General features: G+C 63.0%; 15 protein-coding genes. 4 read left to right on the top strand and 11 right to left on the bottom strand.

Annotated elements, in window-relative coordinates; genetic code table 11:
* Positions 1 to 14 precede the first annotated feature (14 nt).
* The 10 genes from MUU54_RS06970 to MUU54_RS06925 all read right to left on the bottom strand — a co-directional run bounded on the left by MUU54_RS06970 (position 15) and on the right by MUU54_RS06925 (position 13323).
* A complete protein-coding gene (locus MUU54_RS06970) occupies positions 15 to 2177 on the bottom strand; it encodes an MFS transporter (RefSeq protein ID WP_247243315.1) in 2163 nt (720 codons plus the stop codon).
* Positions 2167 to 2955, bottom strand: coding sequence for a hypothetical protein (locus MUU54_RS06965; RefSeq protein ID WP_247243314.1), 789 nt, complete (start codon positions 2953 to 2955; stop codon positions 2167 to 2169). Before MUU54_RS06965 ends, MUU54_RS06970 begins: the two co-directional genes overlap by 11 nt.
* Positions 2956 to 3045: 90 nt before the next feature.
* On the bottom strand, positions 3046 to 3408 hold the full coding sequence (locus tag MUU54_RS06960) for a hypothetical protein (RefSeq protein ID WP_247243313.1): 363 nt from the start codon (positions 3406 to 3408) through the stop codon (positions 3046 to 3048).
* Position 3409: 1 nt separating this feature from the next.
* Entirely contained in the window at positions 3410 to 5275 is a 1866-nt protein-coding gene (locus MUU54_RS06955) for a tetratricopeptide repeat protein (RefSeq protein ID WP_247243312.1), read from the bottom strand.
* A 9-nt stretch (positions 5276 to 5284) separates the two neighbouring features.
* Positions 5285 to 5935, bottom strand: coding sequence for a DUF3540 domain-containing protein (locus MUU54_RS06950; protein ID WP_247243311.1), 651 nt, complete (start codon positions 5933 to 5935; stop codon positions 5285 to 5287).
* Positions 5936 to 5972: 37 nt separating this feature from the next.
* The gene (locus MUU54_RS06945; RefSeq protein ID WP_247243310.1) at positions 5973 to 7019 is read right to left on the bottom strand and encodes a hypothetical protein; all 1047 of its coding nucleotides are present in this window, start codon (positions 7017 to 7019) and stop codon (positions 5973 to 5975) included.
* Positions 7020 to 7062: 43 nt separating this feature from the next.
* Complete coding sequence (locus MUU54_RS06940) at positions 7063 to 8589, bottom strand: type VI secretion system Vgr family protein (RefSeq protein ID WP_247243309.1); 1527 nt, start codon at positions 8587 to 8589, stop codon at positions 7063 to 7065.
* Positions 8590 to 8629: 40 nt separating this feature from the next.
* Complete coding sequence (locus MUU54_RS06935) at positions 8630 to 9034, bottom strand: PAAR-like domain-containing protein (RefSeq protein ID WP_247243308.1); 405 nt, start codon at positions 9032 to 9034, stop codon at positions 8630 to 8632.
* A gap of 1 nt (position 9035) precedes the next feature.
* Positions 9036 to 10148 (bottom strand): pentapeptide repeat-containing protein, encoded by a 1113-nt coding sequence (locus MUU54_RS06930; RefSeq protein WP_247243307.1) that lies wholly within the window; start codon positions 10146 to 10148, stop codon positions 9036 to 9038.
* Entirely contained in the window at positions 10141 to 13323 is a 3183-nt protein-coding gene (locus tag MUU54_RS06925; protein ID WP_247243306.1) for a DUF2169 family type VI secretion system accessory protein, read from the bottom strand. Before MUU54_RS06925 ends, MUU54_RS06930 begins: the two co-directional genes overlap by 8 nt.
* Before the next feature lie 426 nt (positions 13324 to 13749).
* Between MUU54_RS06925 and MUU54_RS06920 the strand changes: the two genes are divergently transcribed.
* The 4 genes from MUU54_RS06920 to MUU54_RS06905 all read left to right on the top strand — a co-directional run bounded on the left by MUU54_RS06920 (position 13750) and on the right by MUU54_RS06905 (position 20635).
* A complete protein-coding gene (locus MUU54_RS06920) occupies positions 13750 to 14262 on the top strand; it encodes an Hcp family type VI secretion system effector (protein WP_247243305.1) in 513 nt (170 codons plus the stop codon).
* 389 nt (positions 14263 to 14651) lie between these two features.
* The gene (gene tssH, locus MUU54_RS06915; protein WP_247243304.1) at positions 14652 to 17342 is read left to right on the top strand and encodes a type VI secretion system ATPase TssH; all 2691 of its coding nucleotides are present in this window, start codon (positions 14652 to 14654) and stop codon (positions 17340 to 17342) included.
* A 112-nt stretch (positions 17343 to 17454) separates the two neighbouring features.
* Positions 17455 to 19110: a sigma 54-interacting transcriptional regulator gene (locus MUU54_RS06910; protein WP_247243303.1), complete on the top strand. Its 1656-nt coding sequence runs from the start codon at positions 17455 to 17457 to the stop codon at positions 19108 to 19110.
* Between the two features lie 223 nt (positions 19111 to 19333).
* Positions 19334 to 20635, top strand: coding sequence for a serine/threonine-protein kinase (locus MUU54_RS06905; RefSeq protein WP_247243302.1), 1302 nt, complete (start codon positions 19334 to 19336; stop codon positions 20633 to 20635).
* On the opposite strand, the gene MUU54_RS06900 is transcribed toward MUU54_RS06905, so the two are convergent.
* The gene (locus tag MUU54_RS06900) at positions 20632 to 21408 is read right to left on the bottom strand and encodes a MinD/ParA family ATP-binding protein (protein ID WP_247243301.1); all 777 of its coding nucleotides are present in this window, start codon (positions 21406 to 21408) and stop codon (positions 20632 to 20634) included. The genes MUU54_RS06905 and MUU54_RS06900 overlap by 4 nt on opposite strands.
* Between the last annotated feature and the right edge of the window lie 6 nt (positions 21409 to 21414).

The following is a 21414-nucleotide window of genomic DNA, read 5'->3' as shown; positions in this document are numbered from 1 at the left end:
TGCCGTCGGCAGCCTCAACCCGGCACTGCTGTCTTGGCGCCACTGGCGCCTTCCCTCGCGATAATGATGTAGAACAAGGCGGACGCCACCACGATGCCGACGCCGACGATCGCGATCGCCGTCTGGAACCCGAACTGCACCACCAGGAAGGCGGCGAACAGCGGACCGAGCACGCTGCCGATGCGTTCGGTCGTGCGCAGCACGCCGAGCACGGTGGTTCGGCCGATCCGGGCAGCCTCCTCCTCCGCAATCTCCAGTGCGTAGGCGATCTGCGGGCTCTTCGTCACCGAATGGCCTAGCCCCATGATGAACACCATCAACACCACGGCCCAGATGTTCTCCCAGTTGGAGAACACGATCAGACCGATCGCCGATACGACGCCACCGAAGGCCAGCATGAATCCGGTCCGTCCGATCCAGTCGACAATGCGGCCGCTCGCCGAACCGAACAGGATGATCGTCAGGGAATAAAGCAGCATCACGCGACCGATCTCTGCCTCGTTCGAGCCCAGGCTGGCGAGATAGAGCGGTACGAGATAGAACAGGAAGCCCGTCAGCAGGATCTTCGACGGGATTGCCGCAAGCAGAATCATCGCCGTGTAGCGCGTGTTCCTCATCAGGGCCGTGATGCCACGCACCAGACTCATCTTCGGCGACTTGTCAGCCGTGAGCTCGGAAATCAGCATCGAGCGGGCCAGCAGGCCGGCCGCCAGTGACAGGCCGACAGAAATCCAGAACACCGCACGATAGCCGACGCGGTCCGCGAGCACTCCACCGATTGCGGTGCCGCACATGGTCGCGCTCATCAGCACGCCGACAAACATCGCCATCGCTCGCCCGCGGTTCTCGCTCGTTGCGATCGCCGCGATATAGCCCTGGCACGAGATGATGATGATGGCATAGCCGAAGGCGGTGATGCCGCGGCCGAGGACCAGGAAGAGGGTATCCGGCGCCATGGCGCAGATCACATAGCCGAAGATCGCCGGAACGAGCCCGATCATGAACATCAGCCGCGCGCCGTAGTCGTCGGCCCACCGTGATGCGAACGGAGTGACGATGGCGATTGTGCCCATGTAGACCGAGATCGGCAAGCCGACTAGGACTTCCTGCGAAATCAGCGAATTGGGGCCGGCAAGGCTTTTGGCGTAGAGCGGCAGCCACGACTTCTGCAATTCGTCGGCAAAGCTGAACAGGAACAGTGGCACGCGCACGTCGACGAAGCTGCCGATGAAGAGACGCTTCGGTCCCTCCGAGCTGAGGCTGAAGCGCGAGGAGACGCTCTGAAGCTGATTGTGGATCGACGGGGCGGCGCCGGAAAGCGACGACATGAGCGTCACGAACCGCCGGTGCAGCGAGATCACAACGTCGGACACGCGCCGGGTGATCTGGCCGATCTCGTCATTGTTCTTGGGATCGATATAGGTGTCGAACTTGCCGTGCGCGCCATTGACCACCAGGAAGATCAGCCGGCGGATCGGGGTGACGATGTGGAACAGGATGAAGGCTGTCATGATCTCGAAAGCGACCAGCAGCGAGACAATGAGGATGACAACCATGTCGAACAGGATGTCGCGGAACTGGCCATTGATGAAGTCCGGCGCGACCTGCACGCTGAGCGTCGCGTAGACCTTGCCGTCCCTCATGATCGGCTGTTCGAGCATGGGCGCGTTGCTTGAGAAGATGCCGAGCACCCGCTCCGCGCCACTGAAGAGGATTTGGCTCAGGCGGTCGTCCGGCTGCACGGCGCTGTCGGTGGCCGGCTGAACGGTTTCAGATAACGGACGCGACAGCTTCGCCGTGGCTTCGATACCCCCGCTGCGGCCGGCGCTCGCCAGCACCTTGCCGGAGGGATCCTTGAGCTGCAGCGACTGTATCTGCGAATTGTGCTCGATGGTGAGACCGAAGAAATCCTCAACGCCCGCCAGATCCTCTGCTGGAATCCCAAGATTTGCCGCCATGTCGAGTGTGTTCGTCACCGATTGGGCGATCTGCGTGCTGGCAGCGTGGATGTCCGGCTCGAGGTCCTTCTGGAAAGCCTGGATCGTCATCACGAACAGGGCGCAGCTCGCCAGGACCACCAGCAGCGCCACGGCAAGGCCGATGTGACGCGTGATGCGCTGTGCGGCGCTGTCGACCAGCCTTTCGCTGCTCATCATGCTGTCGGTATCATTTACCATTCTTGCGGCTTTCCGTGTGGGCCAGGATTTCGATGGCGTCGAGCGTCTGACTGGCTTCCTTCCGCTGCTGTTCCAGATCGCCGAAGATCCGTCCAAACCAATGCAGAGTCGGGGCGAGTGGCCCACGGGCATCGGCAATCCGCGTTTCATCCCGCTCCTCGACTACCGAGCGCATGGCGTGGATGGAGCGGCCGAGCGGCCTCAGGCTGAGGAACACGACCAGGGCGGCCAGAAGGGCGATCGGCACCAGCGTGATGAAGGAATAGGAGACGATCCGGCGCAGCATGGCGTTGTCGCGGTCGGTGATCGCCTGGTCGGACTGCACCGCAAGAATCGCGCCTTCCGACTCGCCGAACGAGTTGACCACCGTGCTGCCGACGATTAGGTAGCCGCCGTCGCGGAAGTTCCAGCTCTTGTCCTGAGCGGAGATGCGCTCGACGAGCGGCGCCGGCGCAATTGGCAGCCCCCCCTCCCTGCCTGGCATGGAGACCGGGCTGCCATGGGCATCGACGACGATGACGCGGGCCTCTCCCGGCATCAGTTCAGCTGCGACCGCCAGAGGTCCGGTCGGCTGCTGCGCGAGTGCCCTAAGACTGACCCCCAGCGTGCCCGCTTTCTCCACCGAGGCCCGCGCGTCCTCGACGACGACGGCGAGCCGCTTGGACAAGGTTTCTGTAAGGATGGTCTCGTACTTGACAATGCTCATCAGGCCAAGCAGCGCCAGCGCCGCCATGATGACAAGCATGCTATAGACGTAGACGCGCAAGCCGATGCGCATACTAGATGATCCTTGCCCTAATCACGTTGGCGAGATGTAGCACCGGCAATTGACACTTCCATGACTGTGGTTCGTCGATCGGTATGGTCTTCATCGGATCGTGTCGACGCGCTCGAAGTTCGTTACCTTGACGTCAAGCGAAAGGAAGCAGCGCGTGTCGGTATCGATGACAGCCTCACCTTCTATTTTGTATCCGAAACGACCGTCCGCGGCCTGCCCGGAGACGACGAAGGCGAGCGCCGACCGACCGGTCCAATCCCTCTGCCGTTCCGGAAGCATAGACAGTTCGATCGCCAGTTTGCGGCCATCGGCGATGATCGTCGTCAATTGACCGAGGCTTCGGACCCCGGGCACGGGATTCGTGTAGACGAGCCCTGCGCGGTCGCGCAGATAATCGAAGAGTGCCCCCTTGAGGGCGTCCGGTTCCCTTGCAAGCGGTCTCCAGCCAGCCACGTCAGGCGACCTCCCTCTGTGTTTTCTCCTCGTCCTCGGGATTTGCCCCATCGTCTTTCGTCAATGCGGTAAGCCGCCGGCCGACACTGTCGATGATGTCTTCCCGCCGAACGGCCCAGTGACCGACACGTTGCGTGCGGACCACCTCGATCGATGGATACCAGGCGGAACGGCTATCCCGCTCGTGCCAGTACCAGTTCGCGTCCGGTTGCATCAGCGCCAGACCTCGCGCGCCCATGGCACCAGCAAGGTGCAACGGCAGGCAATCGGGACCGAGAACGAGGTCGCTTTCGGCAAGTACCGCCGCCACGTCCGCGAGACCGGTGATCTCCGCTCCCGCATCGATGACCTGCGGAAACGCCCTCAGCTGGTGGCGCCCCTCGTCCCAGACGACCGCGATGAATGTACCCGGAAAGCCTTCGAGGATCGGCGCGAGGTCGTCGAGCATCAATCCCGGTCGTGATGCATTCCAGGCAAGGGCAATGTGTGGCCGCGGAAATTCGGCAAGCGCGGCGCGCCAGATCTCGCGCCGGTCCGTCGGCGCCTCGATGTAGGGAATGGCGGCCGCGAGGGTTTCGGCGGAGATGTCGGCAAGACCGATCAAAGCCGGCAGAGGCAGGCCGGGCGGCACCGGTTGTCCCGGTTCGACGGGCTTGAACGCAACACCTGGCGCAAGCGAGGCGATGTCCGAAAAGAGATCCAACCCGGTCCACGAGACCGGCCGTTCGACTTTCGGAAGATGTGTCAGCCGAAGCAGCGGCATTACCTCGGTGATCGTGGTGGTCGCCGGGATCGACACTGTCACCGGCCGATACTCGTCGGCGACCAGGGAAGCTGCGAGAACGTCCAGACCCGGAACGCTCGCTAAGACGGCTTCGAAGTCGCCGAGCGCCAAAGCCGACTCGCGGCGGAGACTGTCCGCCATCTGGATCTGCAACGGCGTCAGAGAGGAACGGCCAACAAGCGGCTGGAGAAGCTTCAGGCAAGCGGCATGATCTCCTGCCAGGCGATAGCAGTCCGCCAGGCAGATCAACGCGTCAACCCGTTTGGCGTGCGCCCGCGCCACCTCGTTGAAGCGTTTGAGAGCAGTCTCCCACTCGCCTCTCAGGATTTCGACCCTGACATAGGCTCTCCACGCTGGCAGAAGGTCGGGCCGGAGCGCGATGGCGCGGCTCGCGAGACGCCGCGCCTCGGAAAGCTCGCCGCAGCTCGCATGGCACTCGACGAGGCCGACCAGTGCGACGAGATCGACCGGCGCGGCGAGCAGCGCGCGTTCGTAGCATTCGATCGCGCCACGATGATCGCCGAGCGTCACCAACTGGCTCGCCAGGAGGGACAGGCAGGCTCCGTCCTCTGGCGCCAGGCTGACCGCCCGCTCCGCGAGGGAAAGGGCATCCTCGCTCATGCCGCCGGCGAAATAGAGACGCGAGAGCGCCATGATCATGGCCGTGTTTTTAGGTTCCTGCCTGAGCGCGTCGACGAGGATGCGCTCGGCGGCTGGAAAATTGCCTTCATCGGCGGCGCGATTGGCGCGCAGAAGTGCGGTGGACGATCCGTCGGGATCGAGGAGCACGATCTGGTCGAGCGCAGCCGCCGCGCGCGCGCTGTCGCCGGCACCTTCCGCATAGCTTGCAAGAAGCGTAAGGCCATCGACATCGTCGGGCACCATGGCGACGACGAAGCCGATCGCCTCCAGAGCCTCCGCGAGCCGGCCCTGTTCGGCATAAATCCTCGCAACGGCCTTCAAGGCCTCACAGTTGCGTGGATTGACGTCCAGGACGAGCTGATAGAGCATCAGCGCGCTGTCGACCCTGCCCTTTTCCCTATGGGCGTCTGCGGCCGCTAGTCTGTCTTCGATCGAGATCATCGTGTTCACCTAGCCGACGCTGACGCGCTCGCCGTCCAGGCGAACGTCGCGCTTGGCGGTGATGAGGGCGATTTCGCTGTTCTGTGTCGCCACGCTCGCGATCGTCTGGACCAGCGTCCCGGCCTCCAGCACATCGACTTCCTTGACAGCCGTGGTACGGGACTGCGCAGTGGTCGTAACCGTGCGGGCGCCGACGATCTTGTCTACGACGGTTTCCGAGATGCGGCGGAAATGGCTGGTCAGGCTTTCACCGGCCTGCAGCACCGCGCCCGCCAGGATGTCGAGCCTTCTCGCCTTGAGCCCGAGCGCGCCGGCATCGATGTCTATGCGGCCCGGGGCCCTGAGGACCATGTCGGCAGCACCGGGAACCGAAACCTCCGCGGCGCAAGGCGCCTGCCGTTCCAGCACCGCGAGAATAAACCCGTCGCTACCCTCGACATGGAGGAGCACACGGTCGCCGATCGCCGGAGCAAGCAGGCAGCTCGCGGCTTGCCGGACGACGAGGCTGTCGCCGGCATCGGTCTCGACAATCGCCTCGGTTCCCGTCAGGAAGGCGCGAACGAGAGCCCGCACGAGCCCGTTCGCCGGCGCAACCTGCACGCTCCCGGTCCGCTCCTCGACCGGATGGTTATTTTCGGAGAATCGCTCAGTGAAAAGCATCGCGGCATTCCTTCTCGAACTCGTGACGGACCGAAACTCAAACGTAGCTGGTGAGTCCGTTGGTAAAGTTGGCTATCCCTTCCATGCCGGACTTGATGCCGTCCTTCATGGAGTCGATGGCATTGGAAGCGACCGTGACCAGACCGGTCTTGTCCTCGATCATATTCAGACCGGACACGAGGTTTTTTGTCGTCACGGCGATCGCCGCGGTCTCGATCTTCCCCGCCTTCAGTTCCGTTTTCCACTCGCAGATATCGATCTTCCAGAGACCGATATCGGCCTTGCCGAGGTAGATGGTCGCGTCGAAGGCGAACTTGAAAGCCAGGGTGACCGCGACGTTGACGGTCAGCGTGCCGCCGAGAAAGATGCTCATCGTGCCGCCTTGCGTCATGGTGTTCGAATTGCCGCGTGTAAAGCTCTCCGAATTGCCGTACTTGATCGCGTAAGTATCGGCGTCAGTGTAGGTATATTTATCGCTTTTGATGAATTCGTAGTCGTGGCCGTCGATGTGTTTCGTAGATTTATTTGCATTTATGGTGACGAGGGCCTCGGTTACTCCTTCGGAGTCAGCGGTTGCGCCCAGAGCCTCGATCAGAATCTTTGATGCGTTGTTGGAGCGGATCGTGATGGTGGATTGCGACTCCATGGTAATCGCGTCTTCCGCCTGGATGTTCAGCGTTGCTTCCGTGTCGATGTCCATATCGGACTTCGAATGCAGGTAGAACTTCTCTCCCGAGCGCAACAGCATCCGCCCGTCGCACGATAAGAGGATGCCGCCGCGAAAACCGTCGGAGGAAGGGCCGGTCGAATTGGCGAGAGCGTTCGACCCTTCAGCGTCCAGGTGATGCCGCGGATAGAAGCTCGTGAGGTCAGGCGCGGCGGCTTCCACGCTGGAATAGCCGCCGAGCCGAAGGATCGCGCCGGGATCCTTGGAATCGTCAGCCGAGGTGCGGGAACGCCCGGCGTTGTAAGGCACGAACAGATGGGCCGAGCCATCCTGAATCGAGGACTTCTGCTTTGTGACCGGTTTTCCTGCCGTCGGTACCGTCATTATTCTGTTCCCCTGTGCCTCTGCGGTAGACATGCCTGGTTCCTTTCCTCAGGTTCTGCGCGGCGCATGCCCGGTGTCAGAGCCCACCGTCATTGAATTCGAAGATGATGCCCGACGCCGTTCGCGTACGGTGTGCGACGGCGGAGTTCTGGTCCGACACCGGATTGCTCTTTTCGCGGTTCGACATGGCACCGACGATGGTGGGCCGATCAGGATCGCCGTTGATGAAGCCGAGCAGCACTTCGGTGCCTACGAGCAATGTCGAGTGGGAGCCGTAGCCATCGCCGCCGCCATAGGGCTCCGCCTTGCGCACCACATGGCTGGCATTGCCGCCCGTCAGGCCGCTTTCTTCGTCGAGGATGCGAACGTGATAACGCCCCTGTTCGTCGATCTCCGCCCGCGCCGCGTCGGGCGAACCATCGATGACCGCGTGCAACAGCCCGTGCACGATCGGTTTCTCGGTGCGGAGCGACGGGCGGAAAGGCGTATCCATCGGGATACAGACGAATTCATTGGAATAGGGTTCGACGACCTTGTCCGGCGAGGAGAAACCGGTCGGCGTTGGCTCGGCGATTCGGTGCACGACCTCCGTCACCACGTAGTGGCGTTCGAGATTGCTATCGGGATGATCGATGAGCTTGAAGAAAACCCCGGGCCGCAGGAGAGGAATGTTGCTCCGGCCGACAAACCGCAGCCGCTCGGCGGCCAGCACCTCGGCGCGGACCTTCGCCAGCGACTGGCCGTCCTGCGGCGTCGCATAGTTTTCGCCGTAATGAACCTCGATGCCGTGCCCCGGGAACGAGGCACCTGTCGAGACCTTGAGGTCTACGCTCGGCGTTTCGTCGTTGTAATCGCGCAATTGCACGTGGCCCGGCTTCACCACCCAGGCGGAGTTGAACGAGCGGACAGCAAAGCCGCCCGAACCGATGAGTTGTTCGCCGGTGCGAAACGGCAGTTCCTCGGTGAGGTCCTTACCGCTCAGCTGGATGAAATGGACGTTGCGGTCGCAAATCAGCACCTCCTCCTGATCGCCCTTGTGGTCGAAGGCGTAGAAGATGCCGAATTTCTCGCAGAGCCGCGAGAAGAAGGTGAAGTCGGTTTCCCGGTACTGCAGCACGAAGTCGAGCTTGGGATAGTCGCCGCCCGCAAGCATCCGGTGCAAAATGCGTCTCGACGCGCGATTGCCGGCCGTGACCGAACCCGACTTGATCGCGTCGCTAAGCTCCGCTTCGATGATGTCGAGCACGGTCACGTCGCGATCGGTGCCATAGACCTGATTTTGGCTGCTCAGCCGCATCAGGGTCATGCCCGGGCCGATGACGAAACGATAGACGAATTCCCGGTTTCGCGTCGGATCGCGGCTGCCCGCCTCGACCACGATGCCCCTCGCCTCGAATGTCTCGCCGAGAACCTTGATCGTCAGCTTGGCGGACTTGCCGAGCATTGACTCGAGATCGAGCACCTTCGGCGAGATGACGTCGACCTCGAATTCGTAGAGTTCGCTCAAAGCCTCGCGCCCACGCACGTAATCGGCGTGGACGGCGCCCTCGTCCAGATTGGGCAGTGAAATCGTGATTTCCTGAGCATTCTGCATGGCGTTCATCTCGGCGAGGCCTCCCGGTCGGAAACGGTTTGGGCGGCGGTCAACCGCTCGGATTGAGTAGACGGATCTGCGACGGAACGATCGTCGTTCCGAAGGAATTCGGTGACATGCCGTTCTGGATCGTGGGATCCATGAGCGCTCGCGTCGCCGGCATGCATTGAATGAAGAATTTGGTGGAGCCCTTCATGCTGGCGCTCTTCGAGCACACCATGCCGGACAGCACGCCCGGACCGGGACCGGCGATCGACACCGGCGCCACATTCATCAGATTGTGGGCCGGCATGCAGGTTGTATAGAACCGCAGGCAGACCGGGATGTCGGTGGGGCGCATGCCGATGGCGAACAGCGGCACAGGGACCGGCCCTACGGGCGTTGGCTGGAGGTAGACATCCGGAACCGAGAAATCCATGCCCGGTATCGGCCCCTGCGAGTTGACGAACACCATCTCACGGTCCTCCCGGCACGGTTTCGCCGTCCAACATCACACGCCTGGTCAAATAGAGTTCGGCGATAGCCCTCTCCTGATCCGTGCCGATAGTCGAACCGGACGAGCCGAAGAACAGTGTTCCTTCGGTCCTGGCGGCATGCAGCTTGGTGTTGGCGAAGCTCGCACCCGACAGATTGGCGCCGCGAAGGTCCGCGTGGGAAAGCTCCGCCTGCGCCAAGTCGCAGCGTTCGAACTGGGTGTTGCGGCAGTCGGCCTCGCTGAGAGCCGCCGAAGACAGCACGCTATCGTTCAGCACGGCTCCCGACAGGTTGGCACGATGGAAATTGGCCATAGTCAGATGGCTGCCGGCCAGGCTCACCCCTTCCATCCGGCTGGCGGTGAAGCATGTCATCGGTGCCGTCACCCCTTGCAGCGAGGCTCCGGTGAAGTCGCATTCGTTGAATACACTGCCGTCGAGCCGCGCGCCGTCGAGCCGAGTTCCTTTAAACCTGCCCTGATGGAAGGTGCAATGCTGCCACGACTGACCGGACAGGTCCATGCCCGACATATCCGCTTCCGCGAACAGGCCGATGTCGATCTCGGCTCCGACCAGATTGACCTTGCGCAGCTCCGACTTCGTCATCGTGACCGTATTGAGCACGCAGCCGGCGAGGCTCATCCCGGAGATCTCGCAATCGAGGAACGAGCAGCGCTCGAGTGTTCCGTCCGCGAGGTCGGCCTCCCGGAGAACCGTCTTGGCGAAAACGGTTCGGTCGAGCGAAGCGCCGCGCGACGTCGCCGCCCCGGCCGTACCCGCCACGAACCGGGTCTCGGTCAGGCTGCAATCTCCGAAATCGGCCTTGTCGAGAGCGCAATCGGCGAATGTCGTGCCGTCGAGCAGGGCATTCTGAAAAGAACATCCGACCAGCCGGCAGTCGACGAAGCTGGTTGCCGAAAGGTCGGCGCCGCGGAAATCGGCACCGGAGAGATCACACTTGACGAACCGCGCCCTGGCGAGCATCGCGCCGCCGAGATCAACGCCGTGCGCTTCCTTCGCCATCAGCGGCTGCTCGTGGGCCACATATTCGAGGATTTCTGCTCGGTCGGTCGGCATGATGTCGATCTCAAGCATTGGCCGCTCGCTCCATTCTGGTGCCGCCGAGATTGGCGCCGGTGAGATCGCAGCTCGCCAGTTCGGCGCGATCCAGCGCCGCGTAGTAGAGATTGGCCCCGCGGAGCGAGGCACGGGTCATGTCGCACTGGGTGAGCGAGGCGGCAAACAGGTTGGCGGCGAAGAGATCTGCACCAATGAGCGCCGACTTGTCGAGCCGGCAGTTCTTCAGCGTCGCCAGGCGCATGTCGGCCAACGAAAGATCGCATACATTGAAAAGACAATTGTCCAGATCAGCGCGCAGCAGGCAGGTGCGCGTCATGTCTGCGGTGTTCCAGGACGTGCTCCGCGCGGATACTCCTTCGAAGGAGGAATCGCGCAAACCAGTCTGCCCGAGAAAGCCGACGGTGTTGAATTCAGCACTTTTGAAGTTCGCTTCGTTAGCATCGACCTCCGCGAGACTGACGCGGTCGAGCCGAGCCTTAACGAAACTCGCTGCCGTGAGCGGGATCTGGATGAAAGTGACTCGATCGAGAGCCACACCGTCCATTTTCACGCGGCGCGCCCCGCCCTTGAGGACCTGAACCTCTGAAAGGGTCGAGCCGGACAAATCCGCCCCGTCGAAACTGCATTCAATCAGCGAAAGTCGCGCCAGATGGCCGTCGCGCCACGAGACGCCTTCGAAATTGACACGGATGAGCTTGGTGTCTTCCAGCGTGCAGGCATCGAAGCGCGCGCCGGAAAGTACGGCCGCGCCGAAATTCGCCGTTCCGAGACTTGCTGAAGAGAAATCGGCTCCTGACAGGTCGGCCTCGGAGAAAACCGCACCGTCCAGGTTGGAACCGGAAAATTGCGCGCCCTGAAGATTGCAGCGCTCGAACAGCGTGCCGCGCAAGTCGCGCCCGGCGAGATCGATGCCGCGCAGATCGGCGCCCGCAAGATCCGCGCCGCGGAAATCGTGGCCGCTCACGATCCTGTCGCGGATCGCGTTGCCGAACCGCTCGGCAACGCCCGGCAGCAGGGGCTCCATCGGAAAGATCGCCACCGGCGAGCGCTGCCTCGCCCTCAACATGGTGTCGTCCAGGTCCTGCTGGGCAGTGTCGATCCGTTCGCCGGCCTTCCGCTTGACCTCGTCGACGTGCTGACCGAAGGTGCGCGCGATCCCGTCGTCCTCCGGCTGCGGAAGTGCTGCCGCGGCTTCAGCGATGATATCCTGCAGCGAGCCGCCGGCCTTGACCGAATCCAGATGCGACAGGAGCTTTCCGAACACGGGCGTTACGGCGGCCATGGCCTCCTCGATCGGGCCATGATCGACCTCGAAGTCCTCGTCGCCGGGCACAAGAAAGCTCGGAACCGACACGGGCGAGGAGGCTTTCACCGGCTCGTTGGCGACCGAGGCCATGCGCTCAGCGATCCTGCGCTCGATCTCGTCCTTTCCCTCGATCCTGTTCGATCCGAGATCGAGGGATATCTGCTCCGCCGCCGAGCGTGCATCCGCAAGCATCGCCCCTTCCGGCAGGCGGAGCGCACGCGCCAGCGCCTTTTCGAACTGGACGTCGGCCGCCGCCTGATCGTCTTCCGGAGCCGTGAGCGAGTTGAAAGCATTGTCCAAGGCCGCGTGAAAGCGATCGACGGCCTCCTGCGGAAATTCCGTCAGGTCCGGGTTCTCGAAGGCGGTCAGTTCCGGCCAGTCCGTATCGAGCCCCATCTCCGTCGAGAGCTCCGGATAGCGGGCGAGTTCGCCGTCTTCGACCAGCGGGCGCTGGAGCGCCGCCGGCACCCGGCCTTGCGGCATATGCGCGACGGCTTGCAGCCGCGCGACCTCGGCACGTGCACGCTCCTTGCGCGCCTTCTCCTTCATCGCCGTCGACAGCTTCTCGACATCATCAAGTATTTCGGCGAGATCGAGTTCGCCCCTGGCGATCTCCTCGCTGGTCGGCAACGCGACGAGCGGCAGATCATCGAACACCTCGTCGGTCCGCGGAGGAATGAGGTCCGCCGACATTCCCTGGTCCGCCACGAGCCTGCGCGCCAGCCAATCCTGATTGTCCATGAACCGTTCGCGGTTTTCCTTCGCCTTTTCCAGTCGCGCCGCACGGCGGGCGGTGACGACGCTCGCATCCTGCTTCGGCATCAGTTGGAAGTCGGAAAGCGCGTGCTTGTGGGCCTCGTCGGGGTTGGTGCGCAGCCGGAAGACATCGCCGAAATAGGCTGGCGGATATGCCTCGTCCTCGGCATGCTCGACCGCGAGCATGACCGTGCCGATGTCCTCGGCGAAGGCATCGGCGCATTTGACCACGCCGCGATAGGCCAGCACCATCTTGGTGATGTTCGGAAACAGCGTAACGGTGTCGCAGACCATCCGGAATTCGGTCAGACTGTCGTCGCCCGGACGATGTGCGAAGCCGCGCACGGTCACATCAGGTAACCGCCCCCCGGCGATGCCGCCCTGGCTCATACCGGAGACGGAGAACGTCTCCGAGCCGGAAAAATAGCCGGTGAGCCGCTGCTCTTCCGGCGCGTCGCAATGAAAAAGCGGATTGAAGTCGGCCGGCCGCAGTGGCGCCAGCGTCTTCAGCCAGACTTGGTCATAGGTGCCAATATAGCGCATGCGCGAAGCGGCGTCGGGCGCCAGCGGCCCGAAATGGGCGGGCGCGGGCGTGTCGTCAGGCGAACGAATGGGCCGCTTCGCGTCTTCCACGTTCGGCAGCGGCGCATCGAGGCCGGCGTCGAGGAGCGCCCGCGCTCCGTGGCCCTTGCCGCGCGGATTGGCGGCAAAGCGTGGGCCGCCGAAAGCATTGCTCTCCACGACCGGCATCTTGTGAAACGGGATGGCCGGCAGGAGCACAATGCCGCGATCGGTCTGCCGCCAGAAACGATCGCCGAACACGGAAAGGCGCTTTTCGATTCCGTTAAGCCGGGCGATGACCTCGATGCCGCTCACCGGCTCGTCACCTGGCGCCAGCGCCGCGCCCGCGACGATCCACTCGCCAGAGGGCTTGAGATTGCCCTTGTCGAAGATCGCTCCACCCATCTGCTCGACCACCATCGGCCAGAGCGCCTGTTCGCTCAGGAAGTCGCGAGGACTTTCGAAGTCGGACAGCAGAAAAGCCGACACGGTCAGCAAGCCGCCCTGCGGCACCGGCTCGGCGCGCACCGCGGCAGCTAGGCGTGAAGGCTTGATGATGGCGGGCATCCGTTTGGCTTCCTCCGGAGGCTTCCGAAGTCGGTTTGTCGGAAGCACCTTGCTTGGCTGCGAAGGATTTCACCGCGCCCCGAATTGGTCAATTTGAGAAAATCCGCGCAGCATCAAGAAAGTTTTATAAGCAATTTAGAATTTATCCGTATTTTCAATGCATCACCTAAAAAAGAAAAGACAGAATACCCCGCCGATTGCATTCGGCTACGATGTTGATCGATCAAGAAATTGCGCTGTCATTACAGATAGTGAGAAGAAAACTGCGCAAGCTTGAACGACATAAAACCTATGCTGTCGATCTATTTGTCTGAATTTGAATAGCGTTTCTTGTCACAGTACAAACTGGCACGAGCATTGCAACCTCAAGAACATCGGCTGCGGCTGATAGGAGTTTCACAGTCAAAGCACCTACTGGAGAACACAATGGCAAACATCGCATACATCAAGATAACCGGCAAAACCCAGGGCGAGATCACCAGCGAAGCTTCGACCGACAAGTCGATCGGCAACATCTGGCAGGAAGGCCACGAAGGAGAATCCATCGTCTACGCCTTCGAAAGCAACGCCATCGTCCCACGCGACCCGAATTCCGGCACCGCCATCGGCACCCGTCGCCACGAGCCGGCCACCTTCCTGAAGCCGCTCGACAAGGCCTCGCCGCTGCTGTGGCAGGCGCTCGCCACCGGCGAAAACCTCGACGTTGAGCTCAAGTTCTTCCGCACGGCCACTGACGGTAAGCAGCAGCACTACTACACCATCAAGTGGACCGACGCGGTTCTCGTCGGCGGCAAGGTCATCCTGCCCGACACCAACGATGCGGCCAACGACTCCCGTGGCCATCAGGAGCAGTGGTCCTTCACCTACCGCCAGTGCGACTGGACACACGAAGTCGCCGGCACCTCGGCTTCCGACGATTGGCGCAAGCCGGCCGTCTGATCGCGTCCTGCCGATGCCGGGGGCGGCCGTCGTTGGCCGTCCCTTTCGTTTTGCATCCGTCCACCGACGTTCTCGCCGACTGAAAAATTCCTGTCACAGGCGTGCCTTACCGGTAGCCTGAGCGACCGCTAGTCGGGCGATGATTTCCACTGTCCGGCGAGCCGCCGTCGGTCTCGATACGCGGCGACGGTGCTCTCGCACCGCACGAATGCGGGGCTGGTGCCGCCGGACCGGCGGTCCCGATGGGGAATAGCAGCAGCAGAAGACGGCTTTTGCCGCTTTTCTCGGTGCGCGCGCACATCGCCATTGGGATTATTGAGGCCTTCACGGCCGGACGGATTAAGAAATTCTTGCTTGGCCGCCTGCGGCCCCGAAACGGGATTTAATCAGTGATAGACATTGATCTCCGCCGCCTCATCAACCGCCTGAACACCTATGCGCGCCGAGCGCTGGAATCGGCGGCCGGTCTTGCCGTGTCGCGCGGCCACTACGAAGTCTCGATCGAACATGTATTGCTGGTTTTCCTGGAGGACACGCAGCACGACGTGCAGGCGGCCTGCCGTCATTTCGAGGTCGACGTCGCCGGCTTCAAGCGCCGCCTGCAGGCCGTGATCGAAACCTTCCGCAGCGGCAACCAGGGCCGCCCCGTTTTTTCGCCGCTGCTGGTCGAATGGCTGACCGAAGCCTGGCTGATCGGCTCTGTCGAATTCTCGCTCGATCAGTGCCGTTCCGGCGCTCTGTTCGCCGCGATCTTCGCTCGGCCGAACCGCTTCGGCGACGACCGCTGGCTGACCGGCCTCGAAGCCATCACCTACGATAGGTTCAAGTCGGATTTTTTGGCCGCCGTAGCCGGCTCCCAGGAAACGACGGCCGCCGCAGTGTCGGGCGGCGGCGATCCGTCCCAGGCGACCGCTGTTCCCGGCATCGGCGGCGACACGGCACTCGCCAGATTCTGCACCAATTTTACCGAACAGGCCCGCAGCGGCAAGATCGACGCCGTCTTCACCCGCGATCGGGAGATCCAGCAGATGATCGACATTCTCGGCCGCCGCCGCAAGAACAACCCGATCTGCGTCGGCGAGCCGGGCGTCGGCAAGACCGCCGTTGTCGAGGGCCTCGCCCTGAAGATTGCCGAGGGCGATGTTCCCGACTTCCTGAAGGATGTCGAGCTGATCGGCATGGACCTCGGCATGCTGCAGGCCGGCGCTGGCGTGAAGGGCGAGTTTGAAAGCCGCCTCAAGGGCATTATCGATGAGGTGAAGGCTTCGCCGAAGCCGATCGTGCTGTTCATCGACGAGGCGCATATGCTGATCGGCGCCGGCGGCGCGGCCGGTGGCGCCGACGCCGCCAACCTCCTGAAGCCGGCTCTGGCGCGCGGCGAACTGCGCACCGTTGCGGCCACGACCTGGAGCGAATACAAGAAATATTTCGAAAAGGACCCGGCGCTCGCCCGCCGCTTCCAGCTCGTCAAGCTCGACGAACCCTCGCCGGATCAGGCGATCACAATCCTGCGCGGCCTGCGCAAATCATACGAGAAGGCGCACGGCGTCTATATCCGCGACAGCGCCGTCGAGGCCGCCGCCAAGATGTCGGCGCGCTACATTTCCGGCCGGCAGTTGCCCGACAAGGCCGTCGACGTGCTCGACACCGCTTGCGCCCGCGTCAAGCTGTCCCTCTCCTCCACGCCGCCGGTGATTGAGCTCAAGCAGAAGCGGGTCGGCGAGCAGCACCGCGCGCTCGAGGCGCTCAGGCGCGACCATCATTCCAGCCAGGACGGCGACCAGGCCCGCATCGAGGCGATCGAGCAGGATATCGCCGCGTTGGAAGCTGAGATTGACGCCCTCGTCGCCAAGCGTGACCAGGAACTGGCGCTGGTCCACCAGATCCTCGGCATTCGCGGCAAGCTCGGCCTCTCCCTCGAAGGCGACAAGCCCGCGGAACCGGCAGGCGAAGACCAGGTTGCCGCCGAAGAGACTGCTGGTCTCGACGAAGAGGCCCTGCGGGCCCAGTTCCGCGAAGCCGCCGACAAGCTCAAGAAGATCCAGAAGGGCAATCCGCTCGTCGCCTTCGAAGTGACCGAGGACATCGTCGGTCAGGTGATCGCCGAATGGACCGGCATCCCGCTCGGCAACATGGTCAAGGACGAAGCGCAGTCGATCCTGACGCTGTCGGAAAACCTCAAGGGCCGCGTGATCGGTCAGGACCAGGCGATCGAGGCGATCGACCACGGCGTGCGCGTCTCCAAGGCCGGTCTGCAGAACCCGGATGCGCCGATGGGCGTCTTCCTGTTCGTCGGCCCCTCCGGCGTCGGCAAGACCGAACTCGCGACCGCCATCGCCGACCAGTTGTTCGGCGGCGAGCGCTTCCTGATCTCGATCAACATGTCCGAATTCCAGGAGAAGCACACCGTCTCCAAGCTGGTCGGCTCGCCGCCCGGCTATGTCGGCTACGGCGAGGGCGGCGTGCTGACCGAGGCCGTGCGCCAGCGGCCCTACTCGGTCGTCCTTCTCGACGAGGTCGAGAAGGCCGATCTCGAAGTCATGAACGTCTTCTACCAGGTGTTCGACAAAGGCATGCTGTCGGATGGCGAAGGCCGCCTGATCGACTTCAAGAACACGATTGTCGTACTCACCTCCAACCTCGCCACCGACCTCCTCACCGAGCTCGGAACCCGCGAAGCGCGGCCGAGCGTCGAGGAACTTGTAGAGGCCATCCGGCCGACGCTCAGCGCCCATTTCAAGCCGGCGCTGCTCGCGCGCATGCAAATCATCCCTTTCTATCCACTGATCGGCGCACCGCTCGAAAAAATCGTCCGCCTCAAGCTCAACAAGGTCGGAAAGCGGCTGCGCGAGAGCCAAAAGATGGAGTTCTCCTACGACGACGCCGTGGTGAGCGCGATCGCGGCGCGCTGCACCGAAGTCGAGACCGGCGCGCGCAACATCAATCATATCGTCAACCGCACCATCCTGCCGGAGCTGGCGACCGAGCTGCTCAGCAACATGGGTGACGATAGCAAATCCTTTAGCGGAGTAACGATCAATGTCGGGGAGCAGGGCCAGTTCGTCTATCGCCTGTCCTGAGATCCAGACCAGGCACGGCAAACGCCAGGCGCCGTTTCAAGCGCGGCCCGGCTCTGGGGAAAGGGAGAGCGCCGACCGGCATGCCGGCCGGCGCGATCAGGAAAGCTGGGTGATGAGCAACGAGACGATCTATGAGGATCTACTGGAGCTAACGATCAGGCTCGCCAAGGAGCGGCGCGTGGAAGCCCTGCTGGTGCACGTGCTTGATGCCGCCCTGCGCCTGTCGAGGGCCGAGGGCGCGGCGATCTTCACCCTCGACCGGCTGGCCCGCCACCTCCACCGAGTTTGCTTCAACTATCGCGGCATCACCAGCGCCAACCACTCCGACGCACGCATTTCGATCTACGACAAATCGCTCGCGCCGAACCTGCGCGACCCCGCAACCTTCGCCGTATCGACCGCGACGCTGGTCGGCGTCGCCGACATCGATAACGCGCCTGGTTTTGATTTCGGCGTCATTCGCGAATCGGACAAGGCGATCAACTTCCGCACCCGCTCCGTCACCATTCTGCCGCTCACCGTCGACGGCGAGGAGACGATCGGCGTCCTGCAGCTCGTCAATCTGCCGGACAAGGCCGGCGGCTTTGCCGGGACGCTTCCCAAGCCCGTGATCCACCCCATGCAGGGGCTCGCCTCGCACGCCGCCGCCGCCATTCGCAATGCGCGGCTGTTCGAGGAGAACCAGAGTCTCATCCGTCAGCTCGGCCGGATGAACGAGGAACTGCAGCAGGAGAACACACGGCTGATGAGCAAGGCCGCCGCCTCAAAATCGAAGAAGCCGAAGGACCTGATCGGCGATAGCACGCCGATGGAGAAGGTATTCGACCTGATCGAACGGGCGGCCGGATCCTCCATTCCGATCCTGCTGCGTGGCGAAACCGGCACCGGCAAGGAGATGATGGCCAACTATATTCATCTCTCCAGTTCCCGCAGCGGCAATGCCTTCGTCGCGCAAAATTGCGCGGCGCTGCCGGAAAGCCTGCTTGAAAGCGAGCTTTTCGGCTACATCAAGGGCGCCTTCACCGGCGCGCTCGCCAATAAGCCCGGCCTCGTGCACGAGGCCCATGGTGGAACGCTCTTCCTCGACGAGGTCGGCGACATGCCGCCCGGACTCCAGGCTAAAGTACTGCGCCTGCTGCAGGAAGGCGAGGTCCGCCGCGTCGGCTCGACCAAAACGGAACTCGTCGACGTCCGCATCGTCGCAGCCACGAACGTCAATCTCGAGGAAAAGATGGAGCGCGGCGAGTTCCGCAAAGATCTCTATTACCGCCTGAACGTGTTTCCGATCGTCGTTCCGCCGCTGCGCGAGCGCCCTTCCGACATCCCGCGCCTGATTGATCATTTCCTGACAGAAGCGATCGGCGGCTGTGGCGACCGGCCGGAACTGACGGGGGAAGCGCTGGATACGCTGCTACGCTGGAGCTATCCCGGCAACGTTCGCGAGTTGAAGAACATCCTCGAACGGGCGGCACTGCTTGCCAACCGGGGACAGCCGATCGGCCGCGAACACCTGCCGGTCGAGATAACCGGCTTTCGCGACGAGGAAGCGAGACACGCGCTTCCGACCCACATTCCCGATGGCGATTTGAAGTCGATAGTGGGACAATACGAAGCCCTGGTCATCGAAGCCAAGTTGCGCGAGGCGAACTGGAACCAGAGCCATGCCGCTCGCAACCTGAAGGTCAGCCGGCGCACCATGGTGGAGAAGCTCAACCGCTATTCGATCCGCCGCCCGGGTGCGGCGGATGCGCCAACATCGAAAGAATAGACAACTGAGACTGTTTGGAAGCAAGGCGAGCGGACCTCAGGAACGCCTCAAGACGGGCGGGCCCGAGGACGCGCTTGCCGCGTTTCTGGGCGGCCGCGTGAGCTACGACGCTCTGGTCATACGCCTTAGGGCCGCCGCGGCCGACGATGCGCGGGCGGTCGCCAGAGCTGTCTCCGACCTGGCCGAAAGCGGACGGATGCCTGATGACATAGCGGCAATTCTCATGAGCCAGTTGACCGCCGCGGATGGCAGGGGTGCGCCGCAAGGCCGCGACGAGTCCGCTCTGTTCGAGGAGGAGACCGTCCCGCACGCCTTCGTGCCCACATCAGCGTGGCCGTCGCTGGAAGGGCCTGTCGTTGCACATTCTTCCACGGCTCAGACGCCCTCCCCCTCTGCCACGCCCTCCATTGGTATCATGCCGCCCGTGCGGCATCCGGCCGCAGCCGAGGTGCTGCCCGGATTCGACCAGTTGCGCAGCCGGGTCGACGATGCCGTGCTCTCCGACCTGATCGGCGACTACAAGGCTCTGCGGGGAACAGCCGGACCCGCGCCCGAAGAGGCCACCGGCCGCCGGCCGGACCAGCTCGGCAACCTGCTCGGCACCTACCGCAGCGCCCGTTTCCGCTCCGCCGCGCGCAAGGTGGTGCGCGAAGGCGCGGGCGACGGCACCTCCCTCAACAAGCTCGCCGACTATTCGAACCAGCGCGCCGGCGTCGGCGCGATCCTGCGTGACCGCTTCATCCTCGACGCGGAGATCGGCCGGGGCGGCATGGGCGTCGTCTATTCGGCGGTCGACCGGAGGCGACTCGAAGCTGGCAGCCCGCAACCCTATGTCGCCCTTAAGCTGCTCAACGATGCCTTCCGGACCGATTCGAACGCGCTGCGGACGCTCGAAGCCGAGGCGCGCAAGGCGCAGAGCCTCGCCCATCCGAATATCGCCACCGTCTTCGATTTCGACCGGGACAAGGCCGAGGTGTTCATCGTCATGGAACTCCTGACTGGCCAGCCGCTCAACCGGCTGCTCGCCGCCTCCACCGGTCAGGCCATGGCGCCGGCCCTGATCGCCAACGTTCTCAAGGGCATCTGCGCCGGTCTCGCCTACGCCCATGCGAGCGGCGTCGTGCATTCCGACTTAAAGCCCGGCAACATCTTCGTCGGGGACGACAGGCAGGTGAAGCTCATCGATTTCGGCTTGGCCACGGCGAGTAACGGCACCGGCTTTGATGCCGGGCAGCTTGGTGCACTGACAGCCGCCTATGCCAGTCCGGAGATGTTCGAGGGTGCGGATCGCGACCCGCGCGACGACGTCTTCGCGCTTGGCTGCATTGCCTACCAGATGTTCGTCGGCTTCCATCCCTTCGCGATGAGGGCCTCCAACGAGGCGCGCGAACAGGGGCTGACATTGGAGCCGATCCCCGATCTCGATCCGATGGCCTGGGAGGCGCTGAAAAAAGCGCTCGCCTTCGAGCGCGACGAGCGCCCGCAATCTGTCGAGGCCTTCGCCACGGCCCTCTTCGAAGCCTAATCCTCGATCGCGTCAATCAAGGTCTCGATCCCACTGGAGAACGGATGGTCGGGATACATGGCCCGCACCAGCCCGGTGCTGCCAACGCGGATCAGGTCGGTCGACAGCGGCAGCACGGCTGCCACGGGCGTGCGATAACTGGAGAATACCCGCTGCGCCAGTTCGAGGAAATCGAAGCTGTCCAGCGCCTTGTTGACCACCAGCAGCAGTTGCGGCACCTCGAGCTTTCGCGCAAGTTCCAGCGTCACGGCCGTGCCCTGATAGTCCTGGATGTCGGGGCGGAGCAGCAGCATGAGCGTGTCGGATATCGCGATCGACAGCAGGGTTTCCTCGTTGACGCCGGGATGGGTGTCGATCAGCAGATAGTCGAGATCAAGCTCGCGGCATAGATCATGGAAGCCGTTGTTGAGATCCTCGACGTCGTATTTTTCCTTCAAAATGCGTGCGATCTCGCCAGTCTTGATGCTCGACGGCACGAGGAACACCTTGCCGCCGTCAGGCACCAACTGGTTGCCCGCCTCGTCGACCACGCCCGAGGTAACGTCGAGCGCCGCCTCGCGCACTCCGCACTTCCCCCAAAGATAGTCGTTGAGCGTGAAGTGGACGGCATGGGGGTCGACACGGAAGAGTGTGTGGATGCCGGGGGACTGGATATCGGTGTCGACGACGCCGATCCTATGACCCCGCAGCGCCAGCCCGGCCGCTAGGTTGGCCGTCAAGTTGGATTTGCCCGTGCCGCCACGATAGGAATGGGTGGAGATGATCTTGGTCATGCAGCC

The organism is Pseudorhizobium tarimense (genome assembly GCF_022968135.1).
GTDB classification, from domain to species: domain Bacteria; phylum Pseudomonadota; class Alphaproteobacteria; order Rhizobiales; family Rhizobiaceae; genus Neorhizobium; species Neorhizobium tarimense.
This window is presented reverse-complemented; position numbering and strand designations above follow the sequence as displayed.

What these genes read in the sequence shown, in the direction of transcription:
- MUU54_RS06965 (WP_247243314.1), bottom strand. Translation starts at nt 2,955, where the DNA reads ATGCGCATCGGCTTGCGCGTCTACGTCTATAGCATGCTTGTCATCATG.
- MUU54_RS06950 (WP_247243311.1), bottom strand. Translation starts at nt 5,935, where the DNA reads ATGCTTTTCACTGAGCGATTCTCCGAAAATAACCATCCGGTCGAGGAG.
- MUU54_RS06920 (WP_247243305.1), top strand. Translation starts at nt 13,750, where the DNA reads ATGGCAAACATCGCATACATCAAGATAACCGGCAAAACCCAGGGCGAG.
- MUU54_RS06940 (WP_247243309.1), bottom strand. Translation starts at nt 8,589, where the DNA reads ATGAACGCCATGCAGAATGCTCAGGAAATCACGATTTCACTGCCCAAT.
- MUU54_RS06945 (WP_247243310.1), bottom strand. Translation starts at nt 7,019, where the DNA reads ATGTCTACCGCAGAGGCACAGGGGAACAGAATAATGACGGTACCGACG.
- MUU54_RS06925 (WP_247243306.1), bottom strand. Translation starts at nt 13,323, where the DNA reads ATGCCCGCCATCATCAAGCCTTCACGCCTAGCTGCCGCGGTGCGCGCC.
- MUU54_RS06935 (WP_247243308.1), bottom strand. Translation starts at nt 9,034, where the DNA reads ATGGTGTTCGTCAACTCGCAGGGGCCGATACCGGGCATGGATTTCTCG.
- MUU54_RS06905 (WP_247243302.1), top strand. Translation starts at nt 19,334, where the DNA reads ATGAGCCAGTTGACCGCCGCGGATGGCAGGGGTGCGCCGCAAGGCCGC.
- MUU54_RS06930 (WP_247243307.1), bottom strand. Translation starts at nt 10,148, where the DNA reads ATGCTTGAGATCGACATCATGCCGACCGACCGAGCAGAAATCCTCGAA.
- MUU54_RS06900 (WP_247243301.1), bottom strand. Translation starts at nt 21,408, where the DNA reads ATGACCAAGATCATCTCCACCCATTCCTATCGTGGCGGCACGGGCAAA.
- MUU54_RS06955 (WP_247243312.1), bottom strand. Translation starts at nt 5,275, where the DNA reads ATGATCTCGATCGAAGACAGACTAGCGGCCGCAGACGCCCATAGGGAA.
- MUU54_RS06910 (WP_247243303.1), top strand. Translation starts at nt 17,455, where the DNA reads ATGAGCAACGAGACGATCTATGAGGATCTACTGGAGCTAACGATCAGG.
- MUU54_RS06970 (WP_247243315.1), bottom strand. Translation starts at nt 2,177, where the DNA reads ATGGTAAATGATACCGACAGCATGATGAGCAGCGAAAGGCTGGTCGAC.